The 25,545-nt window shown below is 71.7% G+C and carries 20 protein-coding genes and 2 pseudogenes; 12 read left to right on the plus strand and 10 right to left on the minus strand.

The window, feature by feature from the left end:
* Window positions 1-16 precede the first annotated feature (16 nt).
* Both O7608_RS23790 and O7608_RS23795 read right to left on the minus strand, forming a co-directional pair.
* Window positions 17-538 carry a hypothetical protein gene (locus O7608_RS23790; RefSeq protein WP_289206700.1) on the minus strand — a complete coding sequence of 174 codons (522 nt, stop codon included), beginning with the start codon at window positions 536-538 and terminating at the stop codon, window positions 17-19.
* 52 nt (window positions 539-590) lie between these two features.
* The gene (locus O7608_RS23795; RefSeq protein WP_289206701.1) at window positions 591-1,436 is read right to left on the minus strand and encodes an alpha/beta fold hydrolase; all 846 of its coding nucleotides are present in this window, start codon (window positions 1,434-1,436) and stop codon (window positions 591-593) included.
* A gap of 168 nt (window positions 1,437-1,604) precedes the next feature.
* Between O7608_RS23795 and O7608_RS23800 the strand changes: the two genes are divergently transcribed.
* Both O7608_RS23800 and O7608_RS23805 read left to right on the plus strand, forming a co-directional pair.
* Window positions 1,605-2,285, plus strand: a complete 681-nt coding sequence (locus O7608_RS23800) for a hypothetical protein (protein ID WP_289211011.1) — start codon at window positions 1,605-1,607, stop codon at window positions 2,283-2,285.
* An 84-nt stretch (window positions 2,286-2,369) separates the two neighbouring features.
* Window positions 2,370-3,245 (plus strand): RluA family pseudouridine synthase, encoded by an 876-nt coding sequence (locus tag O7608_RS23805; protein ID WP_289206702.1) that lies wholly within the window; start codon window positions 2,370-2,372, stop codon window positions 3,243-3,245.
* Between the two features lie 26 nt (window positions 3,246-3,271).
* Here O7608_RS23805 and O7608_RS23810 read toward each other — a convergent pair.
* The 3 genes and pseudogenes from O7608_RS23810 to O7608_RS23820 all read right to left on the minus strand — a co-directional run bounded on the left by O7608_RS23810 (window position 3,272) and on the right by O7608_RS23820 (window position 4,960).
* A pseudogene (locus O7608_RS23810) lies at window positions 3,272-3,817 on the minus strand (histidine phosphatase family protein).
* 164 nt (window positions 3,818-3,981) lie between these two features.
* The gene (locus O7608_RS23815) at window positions 3,982-4,182 is read right to left on the minus strand and encodes a DUF397 domain-containing protein (RefSeq protein WP_289206703.1); all 201 of its coding nucleotides are present in this window, start codon (window positions 4,180-4,182) and stop codon (window positions 3,982-3,984) included.
* Window positions 4,142-4,960 (minus strand): helix-turn-helix domain-containing protein, encoded by an 819-nt coding sequence (locus O7608_RS23820; RefSeq protein WP_289206704.1) that lies wholly within the window; start codon window positions 4,958-4,960, stop codon window positions 4,142-4,144. Before O7608_RS23820 ends, O7608_RS23815 begins: the two co-directional genes overlap by 41 nt.
* Before the next feature lie 160 nt (window positions 4,961-5,120).
* Between O7608_RS23820 and O7608_RS23825 the strand changes: the two genes are divergently transcribed.
* Together O7608_RS23825 and O7608_RS23830 are read left to right on the plus strand one after the other, a co-directional pair.
* Window positions 5,121-5,534 carry a hypothetical protein gene (locus O7608_RS23825; RefSeq protein WP_289206705.1) on the plus strand — a complete coding sequence of 138 codons (414 nt, stop codon included), beginning with the start codon at window positions 5,121-5,123 and terminating at the stop codon, window positions 5,532-5,534.
* A 70-nt stretch (window positions 5,535-5,604) separates the two neighbouring features.
* A pseudogene (locus O7608_RS23830) lies at window positions 5,605-6,345 on the plus strand (class I SAM-dependent methyltransferase); the annotation flags it as partial.
* 56 nt (window positions 6,346-6,401) lie between these two features.
* Here the strand turns inward: O7608_RS23830 and O7608_RS23835 are convergent.
* Complete coding sequence (locus tag O7608_RS23835; RefSeq protein WP_289206706.1) at window positions 6,402-6,908, minus strand: hypothetical protein; 507 nt, start codon at window positions 6,906-6,908, stop codon at window positions 6,402-6,404.
* A gap of 202 nt (window positions 6,909-7,110) precedes the next feature.
* On the opposite strand from O7608_RS23835, the gene O7608_RS23840 reads away from it, so the two are divergent.
* Window positions 7,111-8,277 carry a phosphotransferase gene (locus O7608_RS23840; RefSeq protein ID WP_289206707.1) on the plus strand — a complete coding sequence of 389 codons (1,167 nt, stop codon included), beginning with the start codon at window positions 7,111-7,113 and terminating at the stop codon, window positions 8,275-8,277.
* A gap of 86 nt (window positions 8,278-8,363) precedes the next feature.
* Window positions 8,364-12,338, plus strand: coding sequence for an ATP-dependent RNA helicase HrpA (hrpA, locus tag O7608_RS23845; RefSeq protein WP_289206708.1), 3,975 nt, complete (start codon window positions 8,364-8,366; stop codon window positions 12,336-12,338).
* Between the two features lie 64 nt (window positions 12,339-12,402).
* Here hrpA and O7608_RS23850 read toward each other — a convergent pair whose 3' ends face one another.
* Window positions 12,403-13,734: a hypothetical protein gene (locus O7608_RS23850; protein ID WP_289206709.1), complete on the minus strand. Its 1,332-nt coding sequence runs from the start codon at window positions 13,732-13,734 to the stop codon at window positions 12,403-12,405.
* 300 nt (window positions 13,735-14,034) lie between these two features.
* Between O7608_RS23850 and O7608_RS23855 the strand changes: the two genes are divergently transcribed.
* On the plus strand, window positions 14,035-14,586 hold the full coding sequence (locus O7608_RS23855) for a hypothetical protein (RefSeq protein WP_289206710.1): 552 nt from the start codon (window positions 14,035-14,037) through the stop codon (window positions 14,584-14,586).
* Here O7608_RS23855 and O7608_RS23860 read toward each other — a convergent pair.
* Window positions 14,562-16,964 carry a putative bifunctional diguanylate cyclase/phosphodiesterase gene (locus O7608_RS23860; RefSeq protein WP_289206711.1) on the minus strand — a complete coding sequence of 801 codons (2,403 nt, stop codon included), beginning with the start codon at window positions 16,962-16,964 and terminating at the stop codon, window positions 14,562-14,564. The two genes, O7608_RS23855 and O7608_RS23860, sit on opposite strands and share 25 nt — an antisense overlap.
* Before the next feature lie 154 nt (window positions 16,965-17,118).
* On the opposite strand from O7608_RS23860, the gene O7608_RS23865 reads away from it, so the two are divergent.
* The 3 genes from O7608_RS23865 to O7608_RS23875 all read left to right on the plus strand — a co-directional run bounded on the left by O7608_RS23865 (window position 17,119) and on the right by O7608_RS23875 (window position 19,108).
* Window positions 17,119-18,228, plus strand: a complete 1,110-nt coding sequence (locus O7608_RS23865; protein WP_289206712.1) for an acyltransferase family protein — start codon at window positions 17,119-17,121, stop codon at window positions 18,226-18,228.
* Window positions 18,229-18,280: 52 nt separating this feature from the next.
* Window positions 18,281-18,679, plus strand: a complete 399-nt coding sequence (locus O7608_RS23870) for a PaaI family thioesterase (protein WP_289206713.1) — start codon at window positions 18,281-18,283, stop codon at window positions 18,677-18,679.
* A 96-nt stretch (window positions 18,680-18,775) separates the two neighbouring features.
* Window positions 18,776-19,108 carry a recombinase zinc ribbon domain-containing protein gene (locus O7608_RS23875; RefSeq protein ID WP_289206714.1) on the plus strand — a complete coding sequence of 111 codons (333 nt, stop codon included), beginning with the start codon at window positions 18,776-18,778 and terminating at the stop codon, window positions 19,106-19,108.
* Between the two features lie 34 nt (window positions 19,109-19,142).
* Here O7608_RS23875 and O7608_RS23880 read toward each other — a convergent pair whose 3' ends face one another.
* A complete protein-coding gene (locus tag O7608_RS23880; RefSeq protein WP_289206715.1) occupies window positions 19,143-20,696 on the minus strand; it encodes a deoxyguanosinetriphosphate triphosphohydrolase family protein in 1,554 nt (517 codons plus the stop codon).
* Between the two features lie 208 nt (window positions 20,697-20,904).
* On the opposite strand from O7608_RS23880, the gene O7608_RS23885 reads away from it, so the two are divergent.
* Window positions 20,905-21,594 carry a GOLPH3/VPS74 family protein gene (locus O7608_RS23885; protein ID WP_289206716.1) on the plus strand — a complete coding sequence of 230 codons (690 nt, stop codon included), beginning with the start codon at window positions 20,905-20,907 and terminating at the stop codon, window positions 21,592-21,594.
* A 184-nt stretch (window positions 21,595-21,778) separates the two neighbouring features.
* Window positions 21,779-24,208, plus strand: a complete 2,430-nt coding sequence (locus O7608_RS23890) for a Tex family protein (protein ID WP_289206717.1) — start codon at window positions 21,779-21,781, stop codon at window positions 24,206-24,208.
* 73 nt (window positions 24,209-24,281) lie between these two features.
* Here the strand turns inward: O7608_RS23890 and O7608_RS23895 are convergent, their stop codons facing one another.
* Window positions 24,282-25,337 carry a hypothetical protein gene (locus O7608_RS23895; protein ID WP_289206718.1) on the minus strand — a complete coding sequence of 352 codons (1,056 nt, stop codon included), beginning with the start codon at window positions 25,335-25,337 and terminating at the stop codon, window positions 24,282-24,284.
* Window positions 25,338-25,545: the final 208 nt, after the last annotated feature.

Raw genomic sequence — 25,545 nt, forward strand, 5'->3', positions numbered from 1 at the left:
CACCGCCACCTGTTCGTCACCGCACTGGACGCCCGGCGATCGGGACCTCGGTCTCACCGCCGACCCGCACGCCGGCCGCGTCCAGTGTGGTGACGAGCAACCGGTTCTCTCCCGCATCGGCGACCCGGCCACCGACGATGAAGACGCCGTCATTGACCTCGGCGCGGACCGCCGCACCGCCCGGGGACCGGACCGAGACCGCTTGAGCCTCGGCGCGCGGGACGGTGCCGACGTACGCCTCGAACACCTCGGTGACGGTGTACCGGTCACCTCCGACGCTGGCGCCGATGATTTCCTCGTGCTGCCCGTCGATCAGGCGCTCCACGTACCACGCGCCCGGCTTCGTCCACAGCCGCAACGCGCGGTCGTCGCCCAGCTCGACGGTGTCCGCGAGGACATGACCAGCGGGCGGCTGCCACGACCCGGCCGCCGCCGGCCCACCGCGCGGCGTCAGGCTGACGACCGCGGCCAGGACCAACGCGACACCGACCAGCCCGACGACGGTACGGACGTTGCCCCGGATCGCCGCGCTGTCCATCTGCCGATGATGCCACCCTGCGGTGTCCGGTCAGGACGGGTTCTCGGATCGGTCAGGACCGGTCCTCGACCCGGGCCGTCTCGGCGAGGAACGCAAGGATGTGCGCGACCACCTCGTCGGGGAACTGGGTGTGCGGGTAGTGCCCGGCTCCGTCGATGTTCGCCACCGTACCGAGGCCGGCCGGCAGCGCCGCGACGATCGCCTCACCTTCGGCGCGCGGGTCGGCCCAGTCGGGGTCGAGCGTCCCCTCGATGATCAGTACGCGGCTGCGGACGTTGCCGAGCTGCGCTCCGGCGTCGGCCGGGCTGGACTGGCCCATCTTCTGCAGGACCTTCATCCGGCCGGACTCACGTAGGCGGGCCTCGGTCCGGGCCAGCTGCTCGGACCAGTCGGCCGGCCGGCGCCCGGGGAAGGCGACGTCGAGGTAGCGCAGCCACTGTCCGACGCTGCCGAACATGCCCGCGCCCAGCAGCCGGGTCATGCCCTGCCGGTACCGCTTGACGCGCAGATCGCCGAGGCTGATCGACTGTTTCCGGGTGAACGGTGCGAGCTCGACAACGGCGGTGATCAGCTCGGGCGCGGTGGCAGCGGCGATGGTGGCCGCCCCGCCGGAGATCGAGTGCCCGACCAGCACGGCCGGACCACCCAGGTGCCGGATCAGCGCGACCAGGTCGCCGGCGATGTCGGTACGGGAGTACGCCGGCCAGCCGATACTGGATTCGCCGGTGCCCCGCAGGTCGGTGGCGGCGACCCGGTAGCCGGCCGCGACCAGCTGCGGGACGACGAACCGGTACGCGGAGCGGCTCTCGCCCATGCCGGGCGCGAGGACCACGAGTGGGCCGTCGCCGGTGACCTCGTAGGCGATGCGCCCGCCGTCGAGGGACAGGTACGCGGTCATCACGACCTCCAGACCGTTAGCTAATTTAGATAGCTAGTAAGCTAACAGCATTAGCCAGGCTTGTCAACCACGCCGTCGGCGCAGCGTGATCAAAGACTGGGCGCAGCGTCACTTCTCGATTAGAATGGGTGTACTAATCCGGCTCCTGACCTGGGAAGGAACGCCGTGATCGCACCCCCTCCTGCCGCCACTTCGAGCCCTACCGCCGCACCGACCAACCCCACCCCGGTTCCGTACGCGACCCTGCTCGGTTTCACCCGGTATGTCGGGCAGTCCGGGCCGGCCAAGGCGACCTTCGTCGGCGGGTTGCGCCGGCAGCGGGCCAGCCGCTCCGGGTTCAACCCGCACGGGCAACTGGTCAAGGCGCTCAAGGCCGACATCCGGTTCCGCACCGGCGGCAGCCACCTGGCCGCCGTGGTCGGGCAGGTCGCCCAGCGCTGGCAGCCGCTGTACGCCACCCTCGTCCCGGGTGCCCAGCGCTATCTGGAGACGCTGGGAGACCTGAGCCAGGTGGAGCTGGCACAGACCCACGACGCCCTGGGCATGGTCGGCAACCTCCCCGTCAAGATCAACCCACACTTCGGCCTGCGGTACGCCGACGGGCACGCCGAAGCGGTCCGGATCCACTTCGACGATCAGCCACCGAGCCCCGACGCGTACACCGCGACCCTGCACCTGATGGCCCGGCACATGGACCAGGTGCTGCCGCGTGCCGAGCCGGTCCTGGTCGACCTGCGACGCGGCACCACGTTCCGGCGTCCGGATGTCACCTCCCGCCCCGACCAGGTGGAGCGCTGGCTGGCCGGTGAGGCCGCCGCATTCACCGCGATCTGGTCCACCACCGCCTGAGTCGTCCAGGCAACCATCGCCCCTTGATGCGATCACGGGTGCGCCGAGGGCACGCCGCCACGTGCGGCGTATCCTCGGGCACCGGTGAACCTGTGGACCGAACTTCGCGCCGGTGCCGTCCTGTTCGAGGACGACACCGCCCTGGTGCTGAACAAGCCTCCCGGCGTGTCGGTGATGGGCGAGCGGCACGGCACCGACCTGGCCCGCCTCGCCGAGGAGGCCGGTGAGCCGGTCTTCCCGGTGCACCGCATCGACAAGAACACCTCCGGGGCGATCCTGTTCGCCAAGGAGCTGGCCCATCACGGCGACCTGACCCGGCAGTTCAACCGCCGTACCGTGGAAAAGGTCTATCTGGCCGTGGTCGCCGCCGCCGACGTCGGCTCCGCCACCGATGCCGCTCGCGCGGCGCTGCCCGAGGTCGGCGTGGTCGACCTGCCGCTGAGCGTCGGCCGCAAGAACCGGGTCCGGGTCGCCGGCAACCGCGCCGACATCGGCTTCGACGCCACCACCGCACGCTGGTCGCTCCCCGCCGGGGCCGAGTTCGACCACGTCAAGACCTATCCGTCGCAGAGCCGGCTGACCGACGTCACCGCCGGGTCCGACGGGGTCACCACCGGATCCGGTACGCCGGCAACCGACGCCGGTACGGCGGACCCGGCCGACGCCACGCACCGGCTGCTCGCCGTCGCGCCGCTCACCGGCCGACGCCACCAGATCCGGGTGCACCTGGCCTGGATCGGGCACCCGATCGTCGGTGACCCGCTGTTCGACCGTACGGCCGCCGCCAATGGGTTACGCACGTATCTGCACGCCTGGCGGCTCGGCTTCGACACCGCCGACGGCAACCGGGTCGACGTGACGGCCACCCCCGACGCCGACTTCTGGCAGCCGCTGCCCACCGGCGCACCATCGGTCGCGGAGCTGGACGCGGCGTACCGGCGGCTCCGCGCCCAGGGCTGACCCGGACTCGGAGCTGAACTCGGGTATCAGACCAGATGATCGAGACCGTTGAGCTGCACGACCGTACGGTTGTGGAAGTAGTCGTCTTCGCGCAGCAGGGTGATGCCTCCGGGAGAGAAGCGGAAACTCGCCAGACCTGCTGAGTCGATCGGCACGCCGATCCAGGCCGTGACCAGGAAGGTGGCCGTGCCTCCGTGGGTCACCACGACCTGCTGGTCTGCTCCTGAGTGCACTATGCGCTCAAGCGCGGCGTAGGCCCGCACAGCCAGGTCCCATCTCGTCTCAGCGCCGGAGATCCCCTCGTCGTGACGCATCCGTTCCCCCACGACGGGCGGTGCAATGAAGCGTTCGTCCAGCCACGCCTGCGGACGCCCACCAGCCTCGCCGTAGAACTTCTCACGCAGGTCGGCGTCGAGCTGCACCTAGACCCCGAGCCGCTTCCCGACTACCTCAGCGGTGCGCCGGGCGCGCAGCAGGTCGGACGAGCGCACCTCGACGGCGGCATCGGCCGCCAACCGCCCGGCGAGCGCCTGCGCGATCCGCTCGGCCTGGGCAGCGCTGCGCTCAGTCAGGTCGGAATCGAACCACCCACCGACCCCAGTCCGTCGACGTGGTGCGTCGCCTCCTGCACCTCACCCATTGAGCCGAACATGATCAGGTGAGGCTCATCCACGTAAATCGTCGATGATGACGTGGATGAGCCTCACCTGATCATCAAACGCGACTGGTGGTCCGGTCAGGCGGCAACGGTGGGACGCTTGGTCGAGGCGACGAAGCTGGACCAGGCCGACGGGGCGAAAGTCAACGTCCCGCCGGCACGGTCCTTGGTGTCCCGGACGAGGACCCGGCCGGGGAGATTGTCGGCGACCTCGACACAGGCGCCGCCGTTGCTGCCGCTACGGGTGGAGGTGCGCCACACTGGCTCGCTCATGCTCATCGATCACCTTCAGGATGAGGTCACGGGACTGGTCACAGGGTAGTGCCCGCGCGCAGATCATCTCCCAGGCGAGCACCAGATGGCGGAGCTTGTCCGCGGTCTCGCAGACCCGCCCCGCAGTCTGGTCTTCAATGTACGCCGCCGTCCCACCGTCGGGCAGGGTCGCCAAGACGAACGCCCCGGTCAGGCCCGGATGCAGCCCGGCGGAGAAGGGCAGGACCCGGACGTGCACGGTCTGCCGATGGCCGATGTCGACCAGATGTTCCAACTGGTCCTTCATGATCGTCGGCGGGCCGATCCGCAGCGCGGCCTCGCCGATGATCGCGGTCAGCGGCACCGGGTGCGGGTGCGCCCGTTCCAGGGCCGCCGCCTGCCGCTCCAGCCGCTCCCGGGTCATCTCCTCGACCTGCACCTCGGTGTGCGTCCCGGCGGCAATCACCTCCCGGGCGTACGCCTCGGTCTGCAACAGGCCCGGAATCAGCGAATGCTCGAACCAGCGCAGCTGCACCGCGCGGGACTCGTTGAGCTTCCACGGCCGCATCCACGGGGCGACCGCCTCGTCGCGGGCCCGCGCGGCCTGATCCCGCAGCTCGGTGCCGGTGCCGAGCACCCGGTCCAGGTTGACCGCCACGTCGTCCGGTGGCAGCGACCGCCCGGTCTCGTAGTGACCGATCTGCGAACCGGTCACGTGCACCTGCGAGCCGAGAGCGTCCTGCGACAGCCCTTTCTCGGTCCGCCGCAACCGCAGGGTGTGCCGAAACTCATTCATGATCGCCATTCACGTCTCCCCCAGCGAGATCTGTAGTGACCCTATTACAACCCCACACATACCCGAACGGGCGGCGGATGGTCCAGGGTGGAAATCAGACCCGGAGGGGACGGTCGGCAAACTTACCCCTCCGGGTCTTCCGAATCGCACTCTCCACGTAGGGGGAACAGTGCCAAGGAACGACGGAATCGGCGGGACACCCCAGCTCGCCCGGTACACCTCGATCGGTACGCCACGCAATGTCGACCCGACCCCGAACCGGCCTCCGCTGCCCAGGCGTACCCCTGGGCAGACCGACCCCGACCGCGACTGGCCGTTCCAGCTCGCCGGCGCCCCGCCACGCTCTCCCGCGTTGGAGGCGGCGATCCGGCAGGCCAACGAGACCGCCCGGACCCACATCCCGAACCGGACCACCGGCGAGTGCCACCGGTGCGGCGGGGTGGTCGCACCGTGCCGGCCGTCACTGCGGGCGCTCGCCATCCTCGACCGGTGGGACCCTGGCTCGGCGCGGCGCGTCCGGGCGGTGCTGCACCTGTCCGGGCTGATGCCCGCCGACCACCCGAGCGACGACACCGACGCATGAGCACGGGCGCAGGAGCGAGCGACGGAGCGCTCCGAGACCATCACTGACCGGTACGGTCGCTGGCATGTCGGGCACGCAGTTGTACGACTCCATCGGGGCCGGTTACACCGTGACGCGGCGGACCGAGCCACGGATCGCCGCACAGGTCTGGGCGTCGCTCGGCGATGCGCGGACGGTGTTGAACGTCGGGGCCGGCACCGGCTCCTACGAGCCCACCGACCGGGCCGTCACCGCAGTGGAGCCATCGGCGCTGATGCGGGCACAGCGTCCCGCAGGTGCGGCACCCTGCGTGGCCGCTACCGCCGAGCGCCTTCCGTTCGCGGACCGGTCCTTCGACGCGGCGATGGCGTTCGCCACCATCCATCACTGGCCGGACCCGATCGCCGGACTGCGCGAGCTGCGACGGGTGGCCCGCCGGGTGGTGGTCTTCACCCACGACACCAGCGAATCCGGCTGGCACCGTCGCTTCTGGCTGATCCGCGACTATCTGCCGGAGGTCGCCGGTTTTCTCGTCGGCCGGCCGTCCATCACCGAGCTGGCCGACACGATCGGGGCACGCGCGGAACCGGTGCTCGTTCCATGGGACTGTGCCGACGGCTTCTTCGAGGCCTACTGGCGCCGCCCCGAGGCATACCTCGACGAGCAGGTCCGTCGGGGAACCTCCGTCTGGGGCAGAGTCGGGCCCGAGGTCGAGCAGCGGGCAGTACGCGACCTGCGTGCCGACCTTGCCTCAGGTCGGTGGGCCGACCGCAACCGTGACCTGACCGCGCTCGACGCCGCTGAGCTTGGTCTCCGCCTGCTCGTCACCTGACTCCCGGTCCAGCTGGCTGGAACTCGGCTGCAGCGGACCGCGCGTGCAGGCGGGTGTCACCGGATCCGCTGTGGCGGACCGGGTGACACCCGTCTGGCCGGGGTGGGAGTCAGCCGGAACTCGTACGCCGCGTCGTCGGTGCCCTCCGCGTGGTCGTACCGTCGGATCTCGGTGGTGTACCAGCCCGGTGGCACGCTCACGCGGCGGTGTCGCGGATGGCCCGGCGTCCAGCGGGTGAGGTAGCCAGCGCCGCAGAGCAGCAGGGAGCCGGTCTCCGTGCCCAGGACCCCGCCTGGCGAGGAAAGGGCAGGTGCGGGCCACGGCGCAGGATCCCCGACGTGCCGCACCAGTACGGTGTAGTACCCGGCGTCCACACCCATCAGCGGGATCGCGATGCCTGCCCGGACGACCGCGTCACCTGCATCGGTGGTGGTGAACAGCTCCAGCAGGTCGCGGCCCGCACTGTCGGCACCGAGGTGCCGGTCGAGGCGTGCGGGGTCGAGCAGCACGAACCCGTGAGCCTCGGGAAAGCAGCCGATGAGGCGGACGGCCGGAAAAGCCATGGCGTCGACGCTACCTGCGCTCCAGCAGATCCACGCTCCCCAGCACCGGCTGGCGTGGGCCGCTACACTGGCCGACAGCGCGTCGGGGATCGCGCCGAGACTCGCCGGAAGGTTCGAAGCCACCCCAGGTCCGAGGTTCGAGCGACGGACACCGCAGCTCTGAATCCGCCCGTGCGAGTCCGGGTCACAGAGCGAGGTTCCCATGAAGACGCTCCCCGACAACCCACACCTGCACCACCTGCGGCAGCAGGCCAAGGAACTGTTGGCCGGGCTGCGTGAGGTCGATCCGACCGTGACCCTGGCCGACGCGCAGACGACGCTGGCCGGTCAGTACGGCTTCCGTACCTGGCCGGAGCTCAAGGCCGAGGTCGACCGGATGCACGGGCGGGCCGACACGGCCGATCCGTCCCTCGCCCGGGCGGTCGCCGACCGGTTCGGCCTCGGCACCGTCGTCGGCCCGATGCGCTCGCTGGCCCGCCCGGACGACATCGGCCGCCGCTGGTCGATCACCACCGACCGGGGACGCTTCACCGTCCGTACGATGGACACCTGGCTGCCGATCGTCGACGCCGACACCGACGTCGCCCTGCAGCTGGCCGCCGCAGCGGCCGGTGGGCTGCTGCCGACCCCGGTACGCAGCCGCGACGGCAACATCGTCGAGTCCGTAGGTGGTCACCGCTGGCGGGCGTACCGGGATCTGCCGGCCGGGCCGCCGCTCGCGGCCCCGGTGAGTGCGGTGGTCGCCGGTGCGGCCGGCGACGTGCTCGCCACGCTGCACGGCCTGGCGTTGCCGGTCGACCGGGTCAGCCCGTGGCACGCCAGACGCCTCGGCCCGGCCAGTTGGGCCGGGCTGTCTGGCACCGCGACCGCCCGGCAGGCGCCCTGGGCCGGTCAGCTGGCGGCGGCGGTGCCGGCCCTGGAGGACCTGGCGGCGATCGGCCGCGACGTGCCCGTGCCGGATCCGGTGCTGACCCACAACACGTTCGGGCCGGCGCAGACCCGGCTCGCCCCCGACGGTCGCCTCGTCGTCGTCGGCTGGGAACACGCCGGTGGCCAGCCGCCGGCCTGGGAGTTGGCGAACGCCCTGCTGGACTGGGCAGTCGCCCCGCACAGTCGGGTCGACGCCGTCGGTGCGCGGGCGCTGATCGACGGCTACCGGCAGCGGGCCGGGGGCGCACCGACGCTGTGCCTGGCCGATTTCCGGGGCGCGGCGACCGGTCTGATCAACTACGTCTGCGAGCAGGTCGAGGCGGCGTTGGCGGCGGGGACGGCCGAAGATCGGCGGTACGCCGACCGCAGCGTCCACCACCTGCTGACGCACCTGCCGACCCGTACCACCCTGGAGCGCCTGCTCGACGCGGTGACCTGAACCCGGGACAGGTGGCCTGCACCAGAGACAGGCGGCCGGAAACCCGGGCGACCGGGCCGGGAGCGGCGGGTATCGTGGTCAACGCCATGAACCCGCCCTCCCCTGCGCCGAACCCCGCTGGCCTGCTCACACTCCTCCCCGAGTTGACTCTTCGTGACGAGCAGCGGCTGCGCCGGCGCCTCGACGGGGTGCGCAAGGTGCGGGATCCGCAGGCCCGGCAGGCCGCGCTGGGCGAGATCGCCGCCTCGATCGCGGCGGCGCAGCAGGCGGTGCAGCGACGGCGGGACGCGGTGCCGCAGGTCAGCTACCCCGCCGGGTTGCCGGTCAGCGAACGCGCCGACGACATCGCGGCGGCGATCCGCGACCACCAGGTGGTGATCGTGGCCGGTGAGACCGGCTCGGGCAAGACCACCCAGATCCCGAAGATCTGCCTGGAGCTGGGTCGTGGGGTGCGCGGGCTGATCGGGCACACCCAGCCGCGCCGGCTGGCCGCCCGCACCGTCGCCGACCGGATCGCCGAGGAGCTCGGCATCACGCTGGGCGACGTGGTCGGCTACAAGGTCCGGTTCAACGATCAGGTCGGCGGCCAGACCCTGGTGAAGTTGATGACCGACGGGATCCTGCTGGCCGAGCTGCAGCACGACAAGATGCTGCGCCAGTACGACACGTTGATCATCGACGAGGCGCACGAGCGCAGCCTGAACATCGACTTCATCCTCGGCTACCTCAAGCAGTTGCTGCCCCGCCGCCCCGACCTCAAAGTGGTCATCACGTCGGCGACGATCGACCCGCAGCGCTTCGCCGACCATTTCAGCGAGCCGGGCCGGCCGCCGGTGCCGATGGTCGAGGTGTCGGGGCGGACCTATCCGGTGGAGGTGCGGTACCGGCCGCTGCTGCGGGAGACCGTCGACCCGGACGACCCGGACGCCACCCCGGGCACGGTGACGCTCGACCAGGTCGACGGGATCAGCGCGGCGGTGGAGGAGCTCGCCGACGAGGGCCCCGGCGACATCCTGGTCTTCCTCAGCGGCGAACGGGAGATCCGCGACGCCGCCGACGCGCTGGGCAAGCTGGTCGCCAACCGGCCCCGGCTGCGCGACACCGAGATCCTGCCGCTGTACGCCCGGTTGTCCGCCGCCGAGCAGCACCGGATCTTCCAGCCACATCCGGGTCGGCGGGTGGTGTTGGCGACCAACGTCGCCGAGACGTCGCTGACCGTGCCGGGCATCAAGTACGTCATCGACCCGGGTACGGCGCGGATCTCCCGCTACAGCAACCGGTTGAAGGTGCAGCGGCTGCCGATCGAGCCGGTGTCGCAGGCGTCGGCCAACCAGCGTAAGGGCCGCTGCGGGCGTACCTCCGACGGGATCTGCATCCGGCTGTACGACGAGGCCGACTTCGAGTCCAGGCCGGAGTTCACCGATCCGGAGATCCTGCGGACCAACCTGGCCTCGGTGATCCTGCAGATGACCGCGATCGGGTTGGGTGACATCGCCGCGTTCCCGTTCGTGGAGCCGCCGGACCGCCGGCAGATCACCGACGGCGTCGCGCTGCTGCACGAGCTGGGCGCGATCGAGCCGCCCGCGCCGGGCCTGCCGCCCCGGTTGACGGCTGTCGGGCGGCGGCTGGCGCAGCTGCCGGTGGATCCCCGGCTGGGCCGGATGGTGCTCGCGGCCGAGGGCAACGGCTGCGTCGACGAGGTGTCGGTGATCGCCGCCGCGTTGTCCATCCAGGATCCCCGGGAGCGGCCGGCGGAGCAGAAACCCCAGGCCGATCAGGCGCACGCCCGGTTCGCCGATCCGGAGTCGGACTTCGTCGCCCTGCTCAACCTGTGGCGCCACCTGCGGGAGCAGCAGCGGGAACGCTCCGGCAGCGCGTTCCGGCGGATGTGCCGGGCCGAGTTCCTCAACTACCTGCGGGTCCGTGAGTGGCAGGACATCCACAGCCAGATCCGGCAGGTGCTGCGGTCGATGAACGTGCCGGTCGACCGGGGCGGTGAGCCGGCCGCGCCGGCCGCCGTACACCAGTCGTTGCTGGCCGGTCTGCTGTCGCACGTCGGGGTGAAGGACCCGGCCAAGCCGGAGTACTTGGGTGCCCGGGGAGCCAAGTTCGCGATCTTCCCCGGCTCGGCGCTGGCCCGCAGACCACCCCGCTGGGTGATGGCGGCCGAGCTGGTCGAGACGTCCCGGCTGTGGGCCCGTACGGTCGCCAAGGTCGAACCGGAGTGGGTCGAGGCGCTCGCCGGTCACCTGGTGAAACGCTCGTACAGCGAGCCGCACTGGGAGAAGAAGCAGGCGGCGGTGATGGCCTACGAGAAGGTCACCCTGTACGGCGTACCGCTGGCCGCCGGCCGCAAGGTCACCTTCGGCCGGGTCGACCCGGTGCTGAGTCGGGAGCTGTTCATCCGGCACGCCCTGGTCGAGGGCGACTGGCACACCCCGCACCGGTTCTTCCACGACAACCGGGCACTGCTCGACGAGGTCGGTGAGCTGGAGGAACGGGTCCGCCGGCGGGACATCGTGGTCGACGACGAGACCCTCTACGAGTTCTACGACCAGCGGCTGCCCGCCGACGTGGTCTCCGGTCGGCACTTCGACTCCTGGTGGAAGAAGGCCCGCCGGGACCGGCCCGACCTGCTCACCTTCGACCGGGACATGCTGGTCAACCAGGGCAAGGGCCGGGTCGACCCGGCCGACTACCCCGACGAGTGGCACTCCGACGGGATGGCGTTGCCGCTGACGTACCGGTTCGAGCCGGGCTCGGCCGTCGACGGGGTCAGCGTCGACGTGCCGTTGGCGATGCTCAACCAGGTCTCCGACGACAGCTTCGACTGGCACGTGCCCGGCCTGCGCGAGGAGCTGGTCATCGCGTTGATCCGGTCGCTGCCGAAGCAGTTGCGCCGCAACTTCGTACCGGTGCCGGATTTCGCCCGCGCGGCGCTGGCCGCCATCACCCCGGGTGCCGAGCCGTTGCTGGACGCGCTGGCCCGGCAGCTGCGCCGGATGACCGGGGTGGTCGTGCCGCACGACGCCTGGGATCTGACCAGGCTGCCGGCGCATCTGCGGGTGACGTTCCGGGTGGTGGACACCGACGGTAAGCCGGTCGCCGAGGGCAAGGACCTCGCGGCGCTGCGCCGGCAGCTGACCACCGAGGTCCGCAAGGTGGTGGCCGCCGCCGCGCCGGACGTGGAGCGCCGGGGGTTGCGGGACTGGAGCATCGGCACCCTGGCCCGCAGCGTCGAGCAGGACCGGGCCGGCTACCGGGTCACCGCGTACCCGGGGCTGGTCGACGAGGGTGACTCGGTGGCGGTCCGGGTCTTCGACCGGGCCGCCGCCCGGGACCGGTCGATGTGGGCGGGCACCCGGCGGCTGCTGCTGATCACCCTGCCGTCGCCGGCGAAGTTCGTCGCCGGCCGGCTGTCCAACCAGGACAAGTTGGCGTTGAGTCGCAACCCGTACCGCAACGTGGTGGAGCTGCTGGAGGACTGCGCCGGGGCGGCGGTCGACAAGCTGATGGCCGACGCGGGCGGGCCGGCCTGGGACGCCGACGGCTTCGCGGCGCTGCGCGAGCAGGTCCGCGCCGGGCTGGTCGACACCACCGTCGAGGTGGTCAACCGGGTACGCCGGGTGCTGGCGGCGGCGCACGACGTGCAGCAGCGACTCGGGCGTACCACCGACCTGGCCCTGGTCGCGGCGCTGACCGACATCCGCGACCAGCTCGCCGCGCTGGTCTTCCCGGGGTTCGTGACGGTCACCGGGTACGCGCGGCTGGCGGACCTGCCCCGCTATCTGACCGCGATCGACCGCCGGTTGGAGAAGCTGCCGCAGAATCCGCGCCGGGACCGCGACCAGCAGGCGAGGATCGACACGGTACGCCGGGAGTACCAGCAACTGCTCGACGGGCTGCCGCCGGCCCGGCATCACACCGAGGCCGCCCGGCAGATCCGTTGGATGATCGAGGAGCTGCGGGTGAACGTGTTCGCCCAGGCGCTGGGCACCCCGTACCCGGTGTCGGAGCAGCGGATCTACCGGATGATGGACGAGGCGGAAACGGCGGACTGAGCCGTCGGGTGATCCGGCCCGCCGACGCCAGGGCGGCGGCGACGGCTCAGTCGTCGCTGATTCGTCAGTCGCGTTGCAGGGTGAACACGGAGGCACCGGCGACGACGTCGATGTCGTACCGGTCGGTCGCGTCGGCGAAGCCACGGCCGGTGAAGACCGCTCCGGGGGCGACACCACCGCGCTGACGGTCATCGAGGGTCACGTCGCCGGCGCCGGCACCGAAGCTGACCCGGGCCGGCGGACCGTCCGGGGCGCTGACCACGAACTGGTTGGCGCCGCCGGTCATCCGTACCGTCATCGTGCCGTCGGGTGCCGGCAGTGCCAGGTCGATCCGGGCCGCCCCGCCGACGATGTCGACGCCGTCGAGGTCGGCGGCGGTCAGGTCGATCGCGTGCTGGGCGACGCCGCCGGTGAGGCGCAGCTGCCAGCGGACCGCCGAGTTCAGCTGGATGTCGACGACGCCGGGTCCGGTCTGCCCACTGGGCACCAGGTGCAGCTGGATCCGGCTGTCGTCGTCAGCGATGATCCGTGGCTGCACGTCGGCATCGATCGGGGTGCTCACCCGGTACAGTTCGTCGCCGAGGTCGACCGCCCGGATATTGACCGTGGTGGTGCCGCTGACCAGGTCGAACTCGGCTTCCTGCAGGTCGCCGCGCGGGCCGGTGACCAGTCGTTCGGTGGCCGGGGCCGTCTCGACCGGGTCGCCGTCGTCGACCGCTCCCGGTGCGGGTGCGCCGCCGGCGGCTGAGTCCGGGGCGGCGGGGGCGGGCTGCGCGTCGGCGGTCGGGCCACCGCCGCCACCGCCGCGCGTTTGCATCAGGTTGGCACCGGCCACGGCGGCCACCAGGAACAGGGCGAGCAGACCGGTCAGCAGCAGGGCGAACCGCCGGGGGCGGCGACGTGCGGTCGGCGGCCCGTCCGGTGGACCGGTCGGCGGCGTCCAGTCCGGGGCCGTCCAGCTCGGCGAGGCCCCGTACGCCGGGTCGTCGCGATGGTCGGACTCGCCGCCGTCGGGCCAGTCGCCGGACCCGTCGGGTCCACGGGCGTCGGCGGCGGCGTCGCCGGAGCCACGGTCGAAGAACGGTACGGCCGGGGCGACCGGCTCGGGCCGGTCCAACTCCCGGGCCAGCCACGGCGGCGGTGGGAGCAGCCGGGGCGGCCCGGTCACCGTGTCGTCGCCGGACAGTGGCGGAAGGTGGTCCTCGGCCGGATCACCGGCGTCGCTGGGCGGGCGGCCCGGCCAGGCCCCGTCGGGCCGGTACGGCGCGGAGTTGCCCGGCTCGGCCAGCGGGACCGTCGGGCCGCCGGACGACCCGGACGACCCGGACGGCTCCGGACGGTCGACCGGACCGAGTTCGATCGCTGCGGGCTGCGCCCCCTGTGCCGGTCGCTGCATGACGGGCCCTCCTCGGCTCGCGGGCACCATGCACCGAGGTGCCCACCCGGAGGTACGCAGCCGACCGCCGGACGGATCGATCGCAGCGGAAGAAATCGCGACGAGCAGCCCGGGGGCACCCGCTTCGTGTCCACCTCCGGACACTGCGTGTATGAACTCTACATTGGATCGGTCCGGCTGTCCGACGAACCCGTTGTGCCACAGTGTCTGTCGAGCTGACCTAACACTCAGTTGTCACCCATACTGAACGGCAGGGTCCGTCCACCCCCCACGCACGCGACGCGGCCCGGAGGGATGATCATGCACATCGAGGTCGGTACGGACGTTCCCGCCGAGCTGACCGAGGCGACCTGGCGCTTGTACACCGACGCATTCGACGAACTGCGGGTGACCGCGGTGCAACGGCACGTCATGGACCGCGTCGAGTTCGACCACGTCATCAGTGACAAACGGGTGCTGAAGTACCTCGGGCGGGACCCGGGTCGCCCGGACGAACTGGCCGCGCTCGCGACCTTCACCAACGAGCTCGACGCGATGCCACTGATCTCACCGGACTACTTCGCGCACCACTGGCCACAGCTGTACGCCGAGAAACGCATCTGGTACATCGGGTTCTTCGCCATCCACCCGGCGAGCCGTGGCTGCGGGATCTTCGAGTCGGTGATCGCCGACATGTGGCAGCGGGTACGCGCCTGCGACGGCATCGCCGCGCTGGACATCTGCCGCCGCAACGACGAGATCGGGCTCGGTAGGGCGATCCACCAGACACTGACGTCGTTGACCGCCGGCACCGGGGCCCGGCGGCTCGACGAACAGACGTTCTGGCTCTACGAGCCGCCGCCGCGGCCCTGAGTCGGCTCCGCCGCTGCCATCGGCTCCGGCTCCGCGGTCGCCATCGGCTCTGCCCGGCCGACCTCCGCCGGGCCGACCTCCGCCGACCAGAGGTGGACGAACTCCTGTGGCTCCACCGGTTCCCCCCAGAGTCTGCCCTGGCCGTACAGCACGCCGAGGACCGCGAGCACGCTCTGCTGCAGCGGCGTCTCGACGCCCTCGGCGACCACGGTGAGGTGCAGCGCGCTGCTCATCGCGACGACCGCCCGGACGATCTCCTCATCCTTGGCGCTCGCCCCGAGCCCGGCCACGAACGCACGGTCCACCTTCACCCCGGTCACCGGATGGCTCCGCAGGTAGCCGAGCGCCGAGAAGCCGGTGCCGAAATCGTCGACGACGATGCGGATGCCGCGCTGGCGCAGGTCGGACAGGACCTGGCCGGTGGCGCTGGTCGGGTCGATCATCACCGACTCGGTGATCTCCAGCACCACCGCCGACGCCGGTACGTCGTACCGGGCCAGGCAGTCGTCCAGCGCCCGGGACAGCCCGGGGTCGCGCAACTGCCGGGGTGACACATTGATCGACATCCAGAAGTCGGCGTCGACCGTGCCGTCGGCGCGCCACTGCGCGACCTGATGCAGCGCACGGTCGAGCACCCAGCGCCCGATCGGTCCGATCAGCCCGGTGTCCTCGGCCATCGGGATGAACACCGCCGGCGACACCGGCCCGCGCTCGGGATGCTCCCAACGCAGCAACGCCTCCGCCCCGATCAGGGCACCGCTTTCCAGATCGACGATCGGCTGGTACGCCAACCGCAGGTCGTCCTGCGCGAGCGCCGTCCGCAGCGCCTGCTCGATGTCGACCCGTTCCCGGACCCGTTCGTGCATCGACGCGTCGAACATCACCCACCGGCCCCGGCCGTCGGCCTTGGCCTGGTACATGGCGGTGTCGGCGTCGCGCAGCAGCGCGTCGGCGGACACCGGCGGGTCGGCGCGGACGCCGGCGGGGCCCAGTTCGGTCCCGGCGATACCCACCGATGCGGTGATCACCGCCTCGACCTGGCGGATCTGCAGTGGCGTGTTCACACAGTCGATGATCCGGTCGGCCACCGTGAGCGCGTCCGAGCGGTCACCCAGGTGGACCACGACGAACTCGTCGCCGCCGACCCGGGCGACCATCGCCGCCGGGGGCAGCGCCGCGCGCAGCCGGCCCGCCACCTCGGCGATCAGCTGGTCGCCGGCGTGGTGCCCCCAGGAATCGTTGACCAGCTTGAAGCCGTCGAGGTCGAGGAAGAACACCCAGATCCACGTCCGGTTCGCCGGACGCGTGGTCAGCAGCCGACGGACCTCGGCGGCGAGCATCAACCGGTTGGGCAGGCCGGTGAGCGGATCGTGGGTGGCCCGGTGCTCGTAGCGACGCTGCGCGGCGGCATAGCCCTGCACGGCGGAGACCGCCCGCATCATCAGCAGTACCACCATCGCCGCGCCGCCGACCCCGAGCACCAGCCGGTCGGTGGCGGACCGGCCGGAGACGAAGACCGTCAACAGGAACGGTGCGGCCAACGCCGGACCGATCAGCAGCAGCCGCTGCCAGGACCACGCCTGCACCGGCAGCGGGGCGGCCCGGCCGAGCTCGACCACCGACGGGTGCAGCGCCGCCGCGCCGATGAGCAGGAAGCCGACCAGGAACGGCAGGTCCAGCAGGCGGGAGCCGGTCAGCTGGCCGGAGACCCCGATGATGGCGTACAGCACGTCACCGAGCAGCAGGCAGCTCATCGAGGCGACCAGCAACAGGTAGCTGGCCCGCCGCGCGGCGGTGGTGAAGGCCAGACTGACCAGCAGCAGGACGAGGATCACGTCGAAGATCGGGTACAGCGCGGCGAGGGCCGACACCAACGCCGGACGGCCGGTGATGCTGCCGGCCGGTACCGCCAGCAGCAGCACCGAACACAGGGCGGCACCGATGAAGACGATCAGCCCGTCGATGACCGCGTGGGACGGCAGTCGGCCCCGGGTGCGCAGCAGCCCCGCCAACCCGAGCAGCATGAACAGGTAGCCGGGCACCGTCGCGGCGTCCGCCGCCAGCGCGTACGTCCCGTCCTGGCCGACCGCCCACGGCCGTGCCAGCGCGCCGGTGAGGAAGCAGACACACGCGGCGGCGAGCAACGCCCAGGCCAGTCGCGGTCGGGCACCGTGCCAGCGGGGTCCCACCACCACAGCCGCGGCCCCGCCCACCCCAGCGACGACGAACGCTGAGCCGTGAATCAGTGGGGAGTCGACGACGCCGTACAGCACGGCCGCCACGGCGCCGACGACGAGCAGGGCCAGCGCCGGCAACGACGAACAGGCGCGGGTCGTCCCCGGCGCGGCGGGTCGCACCACGATGGCCCCTGCGCACATGTCATCCACCGGCTGATTCGTCAAACAGGCGCACACCATACCAAGCCCGCTGCGGACCTGCCCTGGTCAGGAACACGTGCCGGCACGGTCGGACCGGTCAGCCGCGACGACGGCGGCTGTTTAGCGGTCGACGGCGCGGGAGACATGTCCCGCCGTGCCTGCCACCCCACCTGCGCCCGGCCGGCTGCCGTCGCTGACCGGGCTACGGGCCGCCGCCCTGCTGGTCTTCGGCGTGCACGCGTACTCGTTCATCCCGCTCGCGGACCCGCAGGACGTGTGGTGGGCCGGCCTGCTGTTCGACGCCGGCGACCTCGGGGTGTCGTTCTTCTTTGTCCTGTCCGGCTTCGTGCTCACCTGGTCGGTCCGTTCCGGTCACCGGCCCGGACGCTTCCTGCGCAACCGGATCGTCCGGGTCTATCCGGCGCATCTGGTGGCGCTGGGTCTGGCGCTGGTCGGGCTGGTGGTGACCGCCCGGACACCGGACTCCTGGCCACAGCTGCTGGCCAGCTCGGCCCTGCTGGTGCACGCCTGGCATCCCTCGGACGTCTACTACCTGGGGATCAACCCGGTCACCTGGTCACTTTCCTGCGAAATCGCCTTCTACCTGGCGTTTCCCCTGCTGTACGCCGGGTTGCGGCGACTCCGTACCGGCGCGTTGCGGGTGGCCGCCATCGTGGTGCCACTCGCCGTGTGGTCGATGCCGCTGGTGGCGCAGGCTCTCGTCGCCGCCGAGCACCGCCGGTGGTTCGTCTACGTCTTCCCACCGGTACGGATGCTGGAGTTCCTGCTCGGCATCGTGCTGGCGTTGCTGGTGCTGCGCGGTGCCTGGCGAGGGCCGGCGCTCCCGCTGGCGACGGCGCTGTGGGTGGTCAACTACCTCGCCGTCGGGTGGCTGCCGGCCGCTGCGCGCGACACCGCCGCGACGATCGTCACGATCGGCCTGCTGGTGCCGGCGGCAGCCCTGGCCGACCTGGGCGGTCGGCGGTCGGTGTGGCGGGACCGGCTCGCGGTGCACCTGGGCGAGGTGTCGTACGCCTTCTTCCTGGTGCACATGGTGGTGATCATCAGCGTGATGCACCTCCTCGGCCGGGACCGGGTCTTCCCGGCCGGGCAGGCGGTCGCCCTGGCGGTGGCGTTCCTGGTCGGGTCCTACCTGCTGGCGGTGCCGCTGCACCGCTGGGTGGAGCGGCCGGCGATGCGGCTGGCCAGGCAACGGGGCGAACGGACCAGGGGCGTCCCGGCCGGGGCCGGCCGTCCTGGCTAGGCTCGGCGCGGGCCGCACCGGCCCGCGCGGTGGGCCAGGGACAGGAGACGACATGCAGCAGCTGAACAGCGGGTTGTACGGCCTGCTCGGGATACGTCTCGACGAGGCGTCCGCCGACGCCGTCCGGCTGCGGATGCCGGTGACCGCCGCGCTGCACCAGCCGTACGGGATCGTGCACGGCGGGGTGTACTGCACGTTGGTGGAGAGCGCGGCGAGCATCGGCGGCACGCTCTGGATCGGCGATCAGGGCCGGGTGGTGGGCGTCGCCAACCAGACCGATTTCCTCGCGGCGGTCAGCGGCGGCGAACTGACCGCCGTCGGCACCCCGGTCCATCGCGGCCACAGTCAGCAACTGTGGAAGGTCGACATCACCGACGGTGACGGTCGGCTGGTCGCCCTGGGGCAGGTGCGGCTGCAGAACCTGCGACCGGGCAACGGCCGCGCCGGGTAGACCGCCCAGCCCGGCCGGATCAACCACATTTGGTACGTCGTGCCGGCGAACCGGACTCCTCGCCCAGCCGTACACACAGGCAGGAGGCGATGAGGGATGGACACCATGGTCAACCCCGCACGACCTGGCACCACCGAAACTGATCTCTACATCCTGCGCGGACTGCTCCGCTGCGCGGACCGTCCGATGATCCCTGCCTGGGCCGACGACGGCATCCGGTACTACGCATGCCCCGACACACAGTGTGACCGGAGATTGATCAACGCCGAGGAGATCGAGCAACTGATCTGGCAGCGGTACGTCCACCTGAACGCCGACGCCGCCGACATCGTCAGCCGTGACCAGCGCCGGTCGGCCCTGCTCGCCGTCCTGGCCCGGATCACGGTCGGCTCCAGCCTGGTCGATCTCGACTACGACTGGCGGGACTGACCGACGCACCGGGCCACAGGCCACGATCAGCCGGTCACAGCACGAACGCGTCGGTCCAGAGCTGCCCGGACCGGCCGGTGAGCGCGTCGAGCAACGCGACGGCCTGACCGTCGGTGAGCGACGCGACGTAGTCGACGATCGCCCGCCCCCGGGCGGGCGGACCGGGGTCGGCGACCAGGCCGGCCAGTTCGGCGGTTGCCAGCTCCACCAGGTCGTGCAGGCGGCGGGGTAGCCGCGCCTGCTCGTCCGGGTCGGTCAACCAGGCCAACAGCTTGTCGATCAGGGTCGCCAGCAGGTCGGCCTGGCCCCGCTGGTGCAGGGCGAGATCCGGGCGGGCCAGCACGAACCGGTGGTGCACGAACTTGAGCACCTGCACCTCGTGCCACTGTGCGGTGGCCAGCAGGACGTGCCCGGACCGCACCGGCGGGTCCGGGGTGACCCCGATCGCGTCGACCAGTCGGCGGGTCCACCGGGCGGAGAACGTGGTGATGTTCTCCTCGGCCTCGATCGACCCGTCGAACGGCACCATCAGCAGGCCCTCGGCCAGCTCCCGCCGGACGTGTTCGACGGCGGCCGCGAAGACCTCGTCGGAGGCGATCCAACTGTCCTTGCGGTGCAGCTGGCGGCGCAGCCCTTCGATCGCCCGGCCGGGCCGGTGCGTGGTCGCCCCGATCTCGGCGTCGGTGAGGCCGGCCAGCTCCGTCATCGCCCGCTGCCAGGCGGTCAGCTCCCCGGCCACCGTGCCCTGTTGCAGCACACCGACCCGGTGGAAGTCCTCCAGGTCGTGGATGGCGTACGCGATGTCGTCGGCGACATCCATGATGGACGCCTCGACGGTCTGCTGCCACGGGTCGATGAGCCCGGCGAACGGTTCGCGGGCCTGCCGCAGGTCGGCGGCCTCGGTGGTGTAGGCGCCGAACTTGACCGAACCGGTCGACGGGTCGTCCGGCGCGACGGCCGCGCCACGCGGTGCCGGGCGCAGCGTGCTCGGATGCGGGTCCGGGTAGGTACGCCGGGTCCACGGGTACTTCAGCATCGCCGCCCGTACCGCCGCGGTCAGGTCCAGCCCCACCGCCGCCGTGCCACGGATCTCCGTGCTGGTCACGATCCGGTAGGACTGCGCGTTGCCCTCGAAGCCGTCCGGCAGGCCGAGCCGCAGCCGGGCCACCCGGTCCAACACCCGCTCGCCCAGATGCCCGAACGGCGGGTGGCCGAGGTCGTGGGCGAGCGCGGCGGCCTCCACCACGTCCGGGTCGCAGCCGCCGAGTTTGTCCAGCAGACCCCGGTGCCGGTCGTCGGCGGTCAACCGTTCGGCGATGGCCCGGCCGACCTGGGCGACCTTCAGGCTGTGGGTGAGCCGGTTGTGCACCAGCAGACCGGACCCACCAGGGCTGATCACCTGGGTGACCCCGCCGAGGCGGGCGAACAGCGGCGAGGAGACGAGCCGGTCCCGGTCGGCCCGAAACGGGCTGCCCGCCAGGTCGCTGGCGGCCGCCGCGCGCCGGCCGAACAGCCGGCGGGCGCGCGGGTCGGCGTCGTCATCGGCGGACGGCCGCGCCGGCCGGTCCGGTTCCGGTGCCCGGTTCATCAGCAGACGCTAACCCGGTACGGACGTCGTCGGAGGCCCGGGGTGCCGTTCGGCGCTGCCGGGCGACCTCTGGCGGTGTCCGGCAAAGCACTGGGTTGAGCTGATTGGTCCGGCGTCGTAAGGTTCCGCTGCAGCAAGGTCATTTCGTCGGGCCGCTGCTTGGGTCCTGCTCGACTCGCGTACCAGAACCGCCGCAAGGGACGACTCGATGCCCCGTGCCCGGACTCCTTCGGAGTTGACGCTGACCGAGGAGTTCTTCCTGGTTGCGCTCGACGACAGCACCGGACGGCCGATGATCGGCCCGGAACCGCTCGGCGCGGGCCTGGCCGGTGCCGCGATCGCCACCCTGGTGCTGGCCGGCCGGGCGCAGGTACGCGACGACGGCCTGCTGGTGCCGGCCGACGGCCTGCCGATCGGTGATCCGGTCGCCGATCCGCTGCTGGCGGAGTTGCGGCGGGAGCCCCGTCAACCGGTGCCGGACTGGATCACCCTGATGCGTCCCGGGCTGCCCGGGGTGGTCGCCGAGGACCTGGAGGCGCTCGGCGTGCTGCGTACCGAGGTCGTCCGCCAACCGCTGACCCGACGGTCGGTCGCGCGGTTCCCGGCGATGGATCCGGTCCGCGCGGTCGGCCCCCGGGTGCGGCTCGGGCACGCGCTCGGCCGCTCCGGGCCGGTCGGTCGGCGTGCCGCGACACTGGCCCAGATCGTCCGCGCCACCGGTGCCGACGCATGGTTCGTGACCATGTACGGCCCGACGGTGCGCAGTCAGTTGACCACCACCGCCGCCGGGCTCGACCCGCAGCTGACGGCGGTGGTCGCGGCGATCAACGGGCAGCCGACCCGGTCCCGGATGGCGGTCCGGTTGTGGCCGGCACGGGACACCTCCGTCGCCTGGTGACCGGTCCCCTGCGGCGTTCGCGGTCGCGTGGTGGCGCGACACCGGTCCCCGGTTGCCGGCAGAATGCTTGTCGGACCGCGCACCGTGGTCCCCGCCGCCGCGACGCCGGCCGGCGGGCGGCAGGCAGCGAGCCGGCGGGCACACCACCGCCGGCACGCCGGGAAGTTGGAGCGGGGCACGCGACGTGACCACAGCGATTGATCAACGGATCGCGGAGGAACTGGGAGTACGGTCGGGGCAGGTGGCCGCCGCCGTCGAGCTGCTCGATGGCGGTGCGACGGTGCCGTTCATCGCCCGGTACCGCAAGGAAGCCACCGGGATGCTCGACGACGCGCAGCTGCGCACCCTGGAGGAGCGGCTGCGCTACCTGCGGGAGCTGGAGGAGCGCCGGGGCGCGATCCTGGAGGCGATCCGCAGCCAGGGCAAGCTCGACGACGCGCTGACCGCACAGATCATGGCGGCCGACTCGAAGGCCCGGCTGGAGGACATCTACCTGCCGTACAAGCCGAAGCGGCGGACCAAGGCGCAGATCGCCCGGGAGGCCGGGCTGGAGCCGCTGGCCGAGACGCTGCTCGCCGACCCGGCCCAGGATCCACGGACGGTCGCCGCCGGCTTCGTCGACGCCGACAAGGGAGTCGCCGACGCCACGGCCGCGCTGGACGGTGCGCGGGCGATCCTGGTGGAACGCTTCGCCGAGGACGCCGACCTGATCGGCGAGCTGCGGGAGCGGATGTGGTCGCGGGGCCGGCTCACCTCCCGGGTACGCGAGGGCCGGCAGACCGAGGGCGCCAAGTTCGCCGACTACTTCGACTTCGCCGAGCCGTTCACGAAGCTGCCGTCGCACCGGGTGCTGGCGATGTTGCGCGGCGAGAAGGAGCAGGTCCTGGACCTGACGATGGAGCCGGAGGAGGTGCCGGCCGACGCCGTCGCCGGGCCGAGCAGCTACGAGCCGATCATCGCCGGCCGGTTCGGCATCAGCGACCAGGGGCGCCCGGCGGACAAGTGGCTGGCCGACACGGTGCGCTGGGCCTGGCGCACCCGGATCCTCATCCACCTCGGCGCGGACCTGCGGATGCGGTTGTGGCAGGCGGCCGAGGACGAGGCGGTCCGGGTGTTCGCCGCCAATCTGCGCGACCTGCTGCTCGCCGCACCGGCCGGCAGCAGGACCACGATGGGGCTGGACCCGGGGATCCGGACCGGGGTGAAGGTGGCGGTGGTGGACGCCACCGGCAAGGTGGTGGCCACCGAGACGGTCTACCCGCACGAGCCCCGCCGGCAGTGGGACGCCTCGATCGACACGCTCGCGAAGCTGGCCGCCGCGCACCGGGTCGAGCTGGTCGCGATCGGCAACGGCACCGCGTCCCGGGAGACCGACAAGCTGGTCGCCGACCTGATGGCCCGCCACGGCGAGCTGAAGTTGACCAAGGTGATGGTCTCCGAGGCCGGCGCGTCGGTCTACTCGGCCTCGGCGTACGCCTCGCAGGAGCTGCCGGACCTGGACGTGTCGCTACGCGGCGCGGTCTCCATCGCCCGGCGCCTGCAGGACCCGCTCGCCGAACTGGTCAAGATCGACCCTCGGTCGATCGGGGTCGGGCAGTACCAGCACGACATCTCCGAGACGAAGCTGTCCCGGTCGCTCGACGCCGTCGTGGAGGACTGCGTCAACGGAGTCGGGGTGGACGTCAACACCGCATCGGCTCCGCTGCTGACCAGGGTCTCCGGCATCGGTGCCGGGCTGGCCGAGAACATCGTGCTGCACCGTGACAGCCATGGGCCGTTCCGGTCCCGGGAGGCGTTGAGGTCGGTGGCCCGGCTCGGCCCGAAGGCGTTCGAGCAGTGTGCCGGCTTCCTGCGGATCCGCGACGGCGACGACCCGCTGGACTCGTCCAGCGTGCACCCGGAGGCGTACCCGGTGGTCCGCCGGATCCTCGCCGACACCGGCAGCGACCTGCGCACGTTGATCGGCGACACGAAGACACTGCGCCGGATCAAGCCGGAGCGCTTCGTCGACGCCGTCTTCGGTCTGCCGACGGTCACCGACATCCTGGCGGAGTTGGAGAAGCCGGGCCGCGACCCTCGGCCGGCGTTCCGGACGGCGACCTTCGCCGACGGGGTGGAGACGCTCGCCGACCTTCGGACCGGCATGGTGCTGGAGGGGGTGGTGACGAACGTGGCCGCCTTCGGCGCGTTCGTCGACGTCGGGGTGCACCAGGACGGCCTGGTGCACGTGTCGGCGATGTCCAAGACGTTCGTGAAGGATCCGCGCGACGTGGCCAAGCCGGGTGACATCGTGCGGGTCAAGGTGCTCGAGGTGGACGTACCGCGCAAGCGGATCTCGTTGACCCTGCGGCTGGACGACGAGCCCGGTGCGGCCCGGACCCCGGGTCAGCGTGACGCCGGCGGCGGGCCCGGTCGCGGCGGTCAGCAGCGGTCGGCGGGGCGCGACGGCCAATCGGGCAAGGGCGGTGGCCAGAGTGGGGGCCACGGCGGCGGTCAGCGCGGCGGCCGATCCGGGGGCGGTGGTCGGTCGGGTTCCGGGGGCGGGCGGCCGGCCGGCGGCGGGTACGCCGACGGCGCCCTCGCCGATGCCCTGCGCCGGGCGGGACTGGCCTGACGACGTGCGGCGGGTGGGGTGGGCCGGTCGGCCCCACCCCACCCGCCGTCGGTCAGCGGTCGTCCGGCCTGGTTCAGATGTTGGACGAGTAGGTGAGGAAGAAGTCGTTCGGTGTCTGGGCTCCGGCGGCGTTGAAGCAGATCACGTTACGGACGAAGACCGTGGTGCCGGAGACCAGCCACGGTGCCTGCAGGTTGCAGTAGTCCGGTGTGGTACCGAACGCGGTGACCTGGACGGTGGTCATCCGGTAGCCGACCAGCGGCAGGGTCGCCATGTACTGCCCGACGCCGGAGACCATGATGGTGTTGACCCCGCCGGCCGAGTTGAAGTCGGTGCCACCCCCGAGCGCCGGGGACCACAGATAGGCGAAGTACCTCGGCGGGACGGCACCGAAGATCGGCCGCTGCCGGTGGTAGGTCAGGTTGAAGAAGCTGTCGGCCATCGCTCCGGCCGGGTCGAAACAGAAGACGTACGCCAGGATCGTGCCGCCGGTGGAGGTCCACCGGGCGATCTTGCAGCGCCGGGGGCTGTTCGGGTGCTCGGCGGTGGCCTGCAGGTTGCCGTCCAGCAGGGCGTTGCCGAGGCCGTTGAGCTTCACTTCGTAGAAGCCGGGGCCGAGGTGGGTGACCACGTTGCCGGCTCCGGCCGAGTTGTACGACGACATCAGCGCGCCGACCGGGTTGGCCTTGACGTAGCCGAACGCGGGCCCCGGTGGCAGGACGCCGGAGGCGGAGGTGTAGTCGACGACGAACCGGGCGTTGTCCGGGGCACCACCGGGCCGGTAGCACTGGACCTCGACCATCTGGCTGCTGCCGGAGGGGTAGGTCTGGAAGACCTGGCACCAGCGGGGCGCGTTGTCGACGGCGGTGACATGGGCGACGCCGTTGCGCGAGGCCGTGTTCGGGAAGTTCACCCGGTACCGTCCCACGCCGATCTGGTTCACGGTGGCCCACAGCGCCGGGGCGCCGGCCTTCCAGCCGCCCCACTGGCGGGTGGTGTCGAGGATGGTGCCGGGCGCCGGGGTGGGGGTCTGCAGGTAGGCGAACCCCCACCGGTCGGGTACGGCGGCCTGCGCCGGTGCGGCCCCGGCGAGCGCCGCGCCAGCGGCCAGCACGGCCGTGGCGAGCACGGCGACGCCTCGGGCGAGGATGCTCCGGCGCGGGTGCGCGCGACCGGTGCCGGATCGAGTGAGGACAGACACTGATCTACCTCCGTCTATGGAGTTAGGAATTCCATCAGCCTAATGAGCGCACAGCGTGTTCGTGAAGTCATTGACCGTGATCTGATTTGATGCGGCATCCGGTCCGTTCGACAATCCGGGAATCACCCGCCACCAA

Source organism: Solwaraspora sp. WMMA2056 (assembly GCF_030345095.1).
Classification (GTDB): Bacteria; Actinomycetota; Actinomycetes; order Mycobacteriales; family Micromonosporaceae; genus Micromonospora_E.